The sequence below is a fragment of the uncultured Maricaulis sp. genome (genome assembly GCF_963976135.1).
Classification (GTDB): domain Bacteria; phylum Pseudomonadota; class Alphaproteobacteria; order Caulobacterales; family Maricaulaceae; genus Maricaulis.
In genome coordinates, this window is record NZ_CAXBKN010000112.1 from 1 (window position 1) to 7,629 (window position 7,629).

The 7,629-nt window shown below is 62.7% G+C and carries 9 protein-coding genes; 2 read left to right on the plus strand and 7 right to left on the minus strand.

The window, feature by feature from the left end; genetic code table 11:
* A partial coding sequence (locus AAC023_RS12665; protein ID WP_339741559.1) for an acyl-CoA carboxylase subunit beta occupies window positions 1-1,403 on the minus strand: 1,403 nt, incomplete at its 3' end.
* Window positions 1,404-1,557: 154 nt separating this feature from the next.
* On the opposite strand from AAC023_RS12665, the gene AAC023_RS12670 reads away from it, so the two are divergent.
* Window positions 1,558-2,649 (plus strand): GNAT family N-acetyltransferase, encoded by a 1,092-nt coding sequence (locus tag AAC023_RS12670; RefSeq protein WP_339741560.1) that lies wholly within the window; start codon window positions 1,558-1,560, stop codon window positions 2,647-2,649.
* A 39-nt stretch (window positions 2,650-2,688) separates the two neighbouring features.
* Entirely contained in the window at window positions 2,689-3,474 is a 786-nt protein-coding gene (locus AAC023_RS12675) for a hypothetical protein (protein ID WP_339741561.1), read from the plus strand.
* A gap of 31 nt (window positions 3,475-3,505) precedes the next feature.
* Here the strand turns inward: AAC023_RS12675 and AAC023_RS12680 are convergent, their stop codons facing one another.
* From AAC023_RS12680 to crcB, 6 genes are all read right to left on the minus strand, one after another.
* Window positions 3,506-4,024 (minus strand): GrpB family protein, encoded by a 519-nt coding sequence (locus AAC023_RS12680; RefSeq protein ID WP_339741562.1) that lies wholly within the window; start codon window positions 4,022-4,024, stop codon window positions 3,506-3,508.
* Window positions 4,025-4,053: 29 nt separating this feature from the next.
* Window positions 4,054-4,722, minus strand: a complete 669-nt coding sequence (locus AAC023_RS12685) for a 2OG-Fe(II) oxygenase (protein WP_339741563.1) — start codon at window positions 4,720-4,722, stop codon at window positions 4,054-4,056.
* A 62-nt stretch (window positions 4,723-4,784) separates the two neighbouring features.
* Window positions 4,785-5,540 carry an ATP12 family protein gene (locus tag AAC023_RS12690; protein WP_339741564.1) on the minus strand — a complete coding sequence of 252 codons (756 nt, stop codon included), beginning with the start codon at window positions 5,538-5,540 and terminating at the stop codon, window positions 4,785-4,787.
* On the minus strand, window positions 5,537-6,229 hold the full coding sequence (locus AAC023_RS12695; protein WP_339741565.1) for an HAD-IA family hydrolase: 693 nt from the start codon (window positions 6,227-6,229) through the stop codon (window positions 5,537-5,539). Before AAC023_RS12695 ends, AAC023_RS12690 begins: the two co-directional genes overlap by 4 nt.
* Window positions 6,229-7,221, minus strand: coding sequence for an RluA family pseudouridine synthase (locus tag AAC023_RS12700; protein ID WP_339741566.1), 993 nt, complete (start codon window positions 7,219-7,221; stop codon window positions 6,229-6,231). Before AAC023_RS12700 ends, AAC023_RS12695 begins: the two co-directional genes overlap by 1 nt.
* Window positions 7,218-7,629 (minus strand): fluoride efflux transporter CrcB (gene crcB, locus AAC023_RS12705; protein ID WP_339741567.1); only part of this gene is annotated, 412 nt, incomplete at its 5' end. The genes crcB and AAC023_RS12700, both read right to left, overlap by 4 nt.

The following is a 7,629-nucleotide window of genomic DNA, read 5'->3' on the forward strand; positions in this document are numbered from 1 at the left end:
GCGGCGATGAAGGGGTTGGCGAAGCGGTCTTCGTATTCCTTGACATGGCCGGCCATTTTCTCGGCATCGCCAAGATCGGCGCGGTGGATGATCTCGGCGGCACCCTTGGCGCCCATCACGGCGATCTGGGCGGTGGGCCAGGCGTAATTGACGTCGCCGCGCAGATGTTTCGAGCTCATCACATCATAGGCGCCGCCATAGGCCTTGCGGGTGATGACGGTGAGTTTGGGCACGGTCGCCTCGGCATAGGCGAAGAGGAGTTTGGCGCCGTGCTTGATCAGGCCGCCATATTCCTGCTTGGTGCCGGGCAGGAAGCCGGGCACATCGACAAAGGTGAGGATCGGAATGCCGAAGGCATCGCAGAAACGCACGAAGCGGCCGGCCTTGCGCGACGCATCGCTGTCGAGCACGCCGGCCAGGCTCATCGGCTGATTGGCGACGAAGCCGACCGGCTGGCCGTCGAGGCGGCCGAAACCGGTGACGATATTGGCGGCATAATCCGGCGCGATCTCGAAGAAATCCCCCTCATCGGCGACCTTGTGGATCAATTCCTTGATGTCATAGGGCTTGTTGGGATTGGCCGGGACGAGCGTGTCGAGACTGGCCTCGAGCCGGTCGGGATCGTCAAAGCTCGGGCGTACCGGCGGCTTTTCGCGATTCGACAGCGGCAGGAAATCGATCAGACGGCGCAATTGCACCAGCGCCTCGAGATCATTCTCGAAGGCGCCATCGGCGACACCGGATTTTTTCGCATGGATCGAGGCGCCGCCGAGCTCCTCATGGGTGACGGTCTCGTTGGTAACGGTCTTCACCACGTCGGGACCGGTGACATACATGTAGGACGTGTCCTTCACCATGAAGATGAAGTCGGTGATGGCCGGCGAATAGACATCGCCGCCGGCGCAGGGCCCCATGATCATCGAGATCTGCGGCACGACGCCCGAGGCCAGCGTGTTCTGCAGGAAGATGTCGGCATAACCGGCGAGCGAGGCAACGCCCTCCTGGATCCGCGCACCACCGGCATCGAAAATACCGATGATTGGAGCGCCATTCTGCAGGGCGGCCTTTTGAATCTTGACGATCTTCTGGGCGTGGGTCTCGGAGAGCGAGCCGCCGAACACTGTGAAATCCTTGGAGAAGACATAGACGAGACGGCCATTGATCGTGCCATGGCCGGTGACGACGCCATCGCCGGGAATCTTCTTCTCGGCCATGCCGAAATCGACGCAGCGATGTTCGACGAACATGTCCCACTCTTCGAAAGAGCCGTCATCGAGCAGCATTTCAACCCGTTCGCGGGCGCTCAGCTTGCCCTTGGCATGCTGGTTCTCGACGCGGCGGGTGCCGCCGCCAGCGCGAGCGCCGGCACGCTTTTCGATGAGTTGTTCGAGCACATCCTTCATGGACGCCAATCCTTCCGCATCTGTCTATCCGGGTTCGATAGCAGAGGTCGCATCGCAAGGGCAATCACACGAGGATGCTGGCACCTCGGCTGGACCGGCTTCCGGCCGGTGCGTTTCTTGCAGTCCAGGTCGGGGACAACGGAGCGCACACTTCATGGCGAACAGGGCCACCACCACAGAATTGGTGCCGTTTGCGGGCCTGAGCGGCGCGCAACGGGCCGGCTGGCGCGCCATGCGTGCCGCCAATCCCGCTCTCGCCTCACCCTATTTCTCGCTGGAATTCACCGATCTTATGGCCGACCGTCGCCATGACGCCCAGGCGCTGGTCCTGTCACGCAAGGGCTATACGGTCGGAATCCTGCCAATGCAGCTCTCGCGTTGGGGAGTCGCCCGGCCGCTCGGCGGGCCGCTGGCTGACCATCACGGCCTGATCACTGAAGAGAATGATCTCGATATCGCCGCGGCGCTCGAATCCAGCCCGATTTCGGTCCTTCGATTTCACGGCGCCCTGGCACAGCAATCGGGCTTCGCTGCCAAAGCGTCGCAAATTGAACCATCCTGGACGGTCGATTTGAGCCAGGGTCACGATGCCTGGCTCGAATCGCGGCGCCTCGCCGACGCCAAGGCGATGCGCAATATCCGGGCAAGGCAGCGCAAGCTCGCAGAATCCGGGCTCGACATCACCTTCCGCCTCGATGATCGCCGCCCGGAAGCGCTCGGCGCGACTTTCGCCAACAAGCGCGAGCAATATCATCGCACCCATGCCTTCGATGTCTTCATTGCCAAATGGGCCCGCGATCTGGTCGGGGACCTGTTCCAGCATCAGACGCAGGATTTGCGCGGCTGCCTGTCGACGCTAGAAATCAATGGTCAGCTGGCGGCGGCCCATTTCGGGATGCGCTCGGAAACCGTGCTCCACTACTGGTTTCCGGTTTTCTGGCCGGAATACGCCCAGTATGGACCCGGCCTGCTGCTCTTCATGGAAATGGCCCGCGCGATGAACGCCAGCGGCATCGGCACCATCCATCTGGGCCCGGGCGATGCCGATTTCAAACGCAAGCTGGCCAATGCCTCCTTCGACATTGCCAGCGGCAGTATCGAACAGCCCTCGATGGTCGCGGGCCTGATGGCCGCCGGTGCCGGGGTTGATGCATTTGCCGGCCGCCTGCCCATCGGCCGTGTGGCCCACTGGCCCGGCAAGGCCCTGCGCCGCCTCGACACGCTCGCAGCGGCCTACGGCATCTGACACGCCAGGCGGCCCATTGTGAAACGACGGAGACACGAGATGGAAATTCTCTCTCCTGACGGAGAAATCGGCGCCCCCCTTCAGGCAATCGGCCTGTTGCTGGTGATGCTCGCGGGCGGTCTCATCCTGCTCCGCAGCCTGGCCGCACGGGCACGCGATACCGGGTTTGACGGACTGGTCTCAAGCCTGTGGCGCTATGACAGCGCCGTCACCCTCGCTCTGCTGGCGCTGGCGCTTCTCAATCTGGTCAATCAGTTCACGCCGCTCGGGGGCGTCTTTCGGCCCGAAGTCGGCGATGGCGGACTGATCGAGAATTTGACCATCACCGTGATGATTTTCCCCGCCGTCATATTCCTGGCTCACCTGCTGAGCGGCAAACCGAGGGGCGGCCATTTCGGCCCATCCATGATGATCGCGCTCAGCCTGGTCCTGCTGGCGGGTTTTGGCGAGGAAATCAGCTGGGGTCAGCACTGGTTCGGCCTCGCCGTGCCCGAGGCCATCGCACAGACCAATCTGCAATCGGAAATCAACCTGCACAATTACATCGCGCCTGGCACGATGGAGGCGATCTATTTCGTCGCCGGTCTGGTGCTGCTGCTGATCGCGGCCAATTTGCGGCTGATCCTGCAGCCGGCCGATCAGGCGCCCGGTTTTCTCGCCCTGAGGGCCCTGCTTGTGCTCAGCGCCGTGCTGCTCTGCCACCACGTCTTCCAGGAGCTGGGCGAGCTGGCGGTCATCACCGCCGGCTTCCTGATCTGGAAGCGGCTCGATGACGGGCGATTGAGCCTGAAGCCACGCTGGCTACGGAGACTGACGGCCTACTGAGGTTACAGCTCTCCCGAATGCGTCCAGCGTCTCAGCCTTGCGACCACGCCAGAGCCTGTCGTTCAAGATCCGCGACAAACGGGTTTTTCGCGGCCTGGTAATCCTCGCGTCTGACACCAATCTCGTCGACCAGCCTGGCCTTGAACTCACTGTAGCGTTTCGCCTGCTCGGGAAAGGCCAACAGAAAATCGCGAAATACGAGGTGGCGCGAGAAATCCACCGAGTTGCTGGTGTAAATGTGCAGATGATGCGTGCGTCGCCCACGCTCGTCATTCTTGCGAAAATACCGCCGTCCCGCAAAGCCGAACTCCCCTTTTGCCTCGTAGCCGAGCCGGCCGATCGCGTCGACGCAATCATCAACGGCATCAAGGGATGTCACAGCGCCGAGTATATCGATAACCGGTTTGGCCAGGATGCCCGGAATCGAGGTGCTGCCGATATGTTGCAGGTCGACGGCATTCGCTCCCAGCACTGCACGGATGCCGGCGGCCTCGTGCAGATATTGGCCGGCCCAGGAAGGGTTATGCGCAACCAGGATCGGTGCATCCAATATTTCCTCCCGGCCAGGCTGGCGCGGACCTACTGAAACGGATTCAGCTTCTTGAGGAAATACTGCAGCCCGCCGCGATTTTCCTTGCGGTCGAGCTCTTCCTGCGAGGTCAGGAATGTTGTCTGCACCACATAGCGCTCACCCTCGAAGGGTAGATGGCCATGCCAGGAATTATCGGCGCGCAGGAAGGCGAAGACATAGCCGGCCAGAGGCGGCACTTCCTCGGTGAAATCGTCAAAATCCTTCGGCCCGTTGAGGACCCGGATACAGCCCGCTCCGGTGCCGTCCCAATCCGCATTGAGATAGGTCAGCATGGTGAGGATTTTCGACTTCGAATCATTATGGATCGGACCATCGGAGAGCTGCGAGATCTTGCGAACCGTGATCATGCGCGGCTTGTCGGTAAAATCGACGCCGAACTTGTCGGTCATCACCTGCGCCAGATCCGGTGAATTGAGATCCGTCATCAGCTGGTCGAATGTGCCGTGCGATTCCAGTTTGGAGAGCGGCAGATAGCCCGGCTTGTTGATTTGCGGATAATCACGGCGGATCTCGCCGGCCTCGGCCTCGCTCAACGTGCCCGGCGCGACAAAATAATTATAGGGCTCAGTCCGCAGCTCGGCCGCACGCAGGGCGCCGAAATCGAGGATACCGCCGGGACCGGTCTTGCCGCTATCTGTCGTGCTCGTCTCAGCCATGTCGAAATCTTTCACTTCTGCCCTGACCACACATTAGCGTGCCGCCCGGCACCATCAAGCTATCACGACGCGTCCAATGCACGCAGCATACGCTCGGCCGCGACCAATTCGGTCTTGAGCAGAGCGAGCCGCTGCGCCGCTTCCTCGTCATGACCCCATTGGGCGATCTGATAGGCCTCGTCGATGGTGGAAAGCGCAAACACCGCTTCACCACCGCGCTCGCCCTCAAGCAGGGCAAAGCCGAGCACGGCCGAACTGCAGACCGCCGTCGCGTGCGCCAGCGCCGTCAGACGCCAGATATCGAGCGCCGATGCGCGGGCATGAATCGCCTGCAGCGCGGCCGCATCCTGGTCGATCGGCAGGACGCCGGTGCCTGAGCGCAACTCAACACCCAACGCTTTTTTTGCCCAGTCCAGTACCGGATCCCAGGCGGCCGCCTGAGCCGCAACGAGATCAGCCGGATCCGGCGCGCGGAAACAGAGTTGGTCGGTGGAGGCATAGCGCGTCACTTCGGCGACCGTGGCGTCATGGGCATCGCCCATCAGATCGATGGCGACGAAACACAACCGGTTGGCGGGCATGGCCGGGGCATTGATACGCTCACCCTGGGCGTCCCATTCCGCAGCCAGCAATTCAGCCAGCGCCGCGGTCGGCACCTGCAGCAGATTCTTGGCCGGCGTCTTGACTGAACGGCCATCGAGTTGAACCCGCCATCCACCCTCACCCTCAGCGATGCTGACAGCGGTGTAGAAACGCTTGGGCCGATTATCTTCCGGCTTGGGCATGCGCACGCCCGGCTTGGTCTCATACTCGCTCATCGGGCACTCTCGGGGATGCGGGCGGCAAAGGCGTCGAGCGCCAGGCCCAGTGTCTCGAAATCATGATGCAATTCGTGGGCGCCGCCCTCATTGATCTCGTCGCCCGTATGGAAGCCCCAGGAGACGCCCAGCGTATGCACGCCCGCATTGCGGCCCATCGCCATGTCAAAACCGGTATCGCCGATCATGACGGCCTGGCCGGCTTCGGTGCCGGTCTCCTTCATCGCGTCGAGCACCATGCGCGGATGCGGCTTGCCGGGACCGTGATCGACAGTCTGGAACGTGTCGAAATAACGGTGCAATCCGTGATGCTCGAACACGGCGTCGAGCCCGCGCCGCGGCTTGCCGGTGGCCACACCGAGCAGCCAGCCCTCATCGCGCAGCTTTTCCAGCGTCTCGCGGGCACCGTCATAGAGCGGTTCGGAAAAATCGGGCTCGGTGCGCATTTCCACGAAGGCCTGTTTGTAGAAGGTCGCCAGCTCGGGCACGCGCTCGGCCGGATAATCGACCGGTGCCAGACGCATGACAGCCTCGGTCAGTTCCAGCCCGACAATGGTGCGGGTGCGCTCATAGGCGATCGCGCCCAGGCCGGCACGCCTGAAGGCGCGCTCCATGGCCTGCTGGATCACGACGCGGCTGTCGACGAGCGTGCCGTCAATATCCCAGATGGCGAGTTTCAGATCCGGCATCAGGCGAGCTGTGCCTCGATCTCGGCCTCGTCAATCTCGCGCGGATTAAAGCCGAGCGTATCGAAGACCTTGGCCAGCGGCTTGGGCAGATCGGCCTCGATGATGAGCGGATTGCCATTATCGCGCGGGATTTCCAGCCGGCGCGCATGCAGGCACAGCCGCTGGCCGAGATCTTCCGGTGCCGGACGGTCGCAGGTGTATTTGCGGTCGCCGAGAATCGCGGTGCCCATGGCGGCGAGATGGACGCGCAGCTGGTGGGTGCGGCCGGTGACGGGCCGCAGCGCAACCCAGCTGGCCTTCTGGCCGGCATCGGCGATCACCGTGTAGCGGGTCAGGGCATGGTGCGAGCCGGGATCGCCATGGCTGGCGCCGACCATCAGCTCGCGATCCGGATCGCCGCCGGCGCCGGCTGCCTTCTTGAGGAAGCCCTTGATCTCGCCCATGCGCGGTTTGGGAACGCCAATGGCAATCGCCCAATAGGTCTTCTTGGTGCGATGCTGCTGAAAGGCCTTCGCCAGGCGCGCCGCCGCCTTGGGTGTGCGGCCGACGACGAGGACGCCGGAGGTGTCCTTGTCGAGCCGGTGCACCAGACGCGGCCGCGTCATGCCCTCGCCGAAGGCGTCAAGCAGGCGGTCGAGATGCCTGGTGGTTTTCGAACCGCCCTGCACGGCCAGTCCCGACGGCTTGTTGAAGGCGATCAGCTCATCATCTTCATAGATGACCAGGCCGCGCACATAATGAATCTCTTCCGGGGTGAGGACATCAATCTTCTCGACCTCGCCGGGCTCGGGCAGGGGCGGGATGCGGATCTCCATCCCCATCTCGACGCGCAGATCGGTCTTGGCGCGGCGGCCATCGACGCGGATATCACCCTTGCGGCAGAGCTTCTGGATCAGGCCCTGGCCGATATGCGGGAAACGGCGCTTGAACCAGCGATCCAGCCGTGCGCCGTCCTCGCCCTGGTCGACCGTCACTAATTGAACGCCACTCATGGATAAACTTTCCGCATGATCATCATGCCAATCATCAGCGCTGCCAGCGCCAGAATTACAGAACCCGCCGCATAGGCGAAGGCATTGAGCCAGGCCTTGCGCTCGATCATCAGGGCGATATCGAGGGAATAGGCCGAGAATGTGGTGAAGCCGCCAAGAAAGCCGACCGCACCGAAGGTGCGCAGCATATGGTGATCACCGCGATCGGTGGCCACCAGCCAGCCGATCAAGAGGCCCATCAACAGACCGCCGGCGATATTGACGGCGAATGTGCCCCAGGGCTGATCCGGTCCGAGCCATTTCAGCGCCGCCCGGCCGACCAAGTGCCGGGAGATGGCGCCCAGCGCCCCGCCGGTTCCGATGAGAAGAAGGCTTTGCATCGCGGCTCGATAGGCTGTGCGGGGCGTA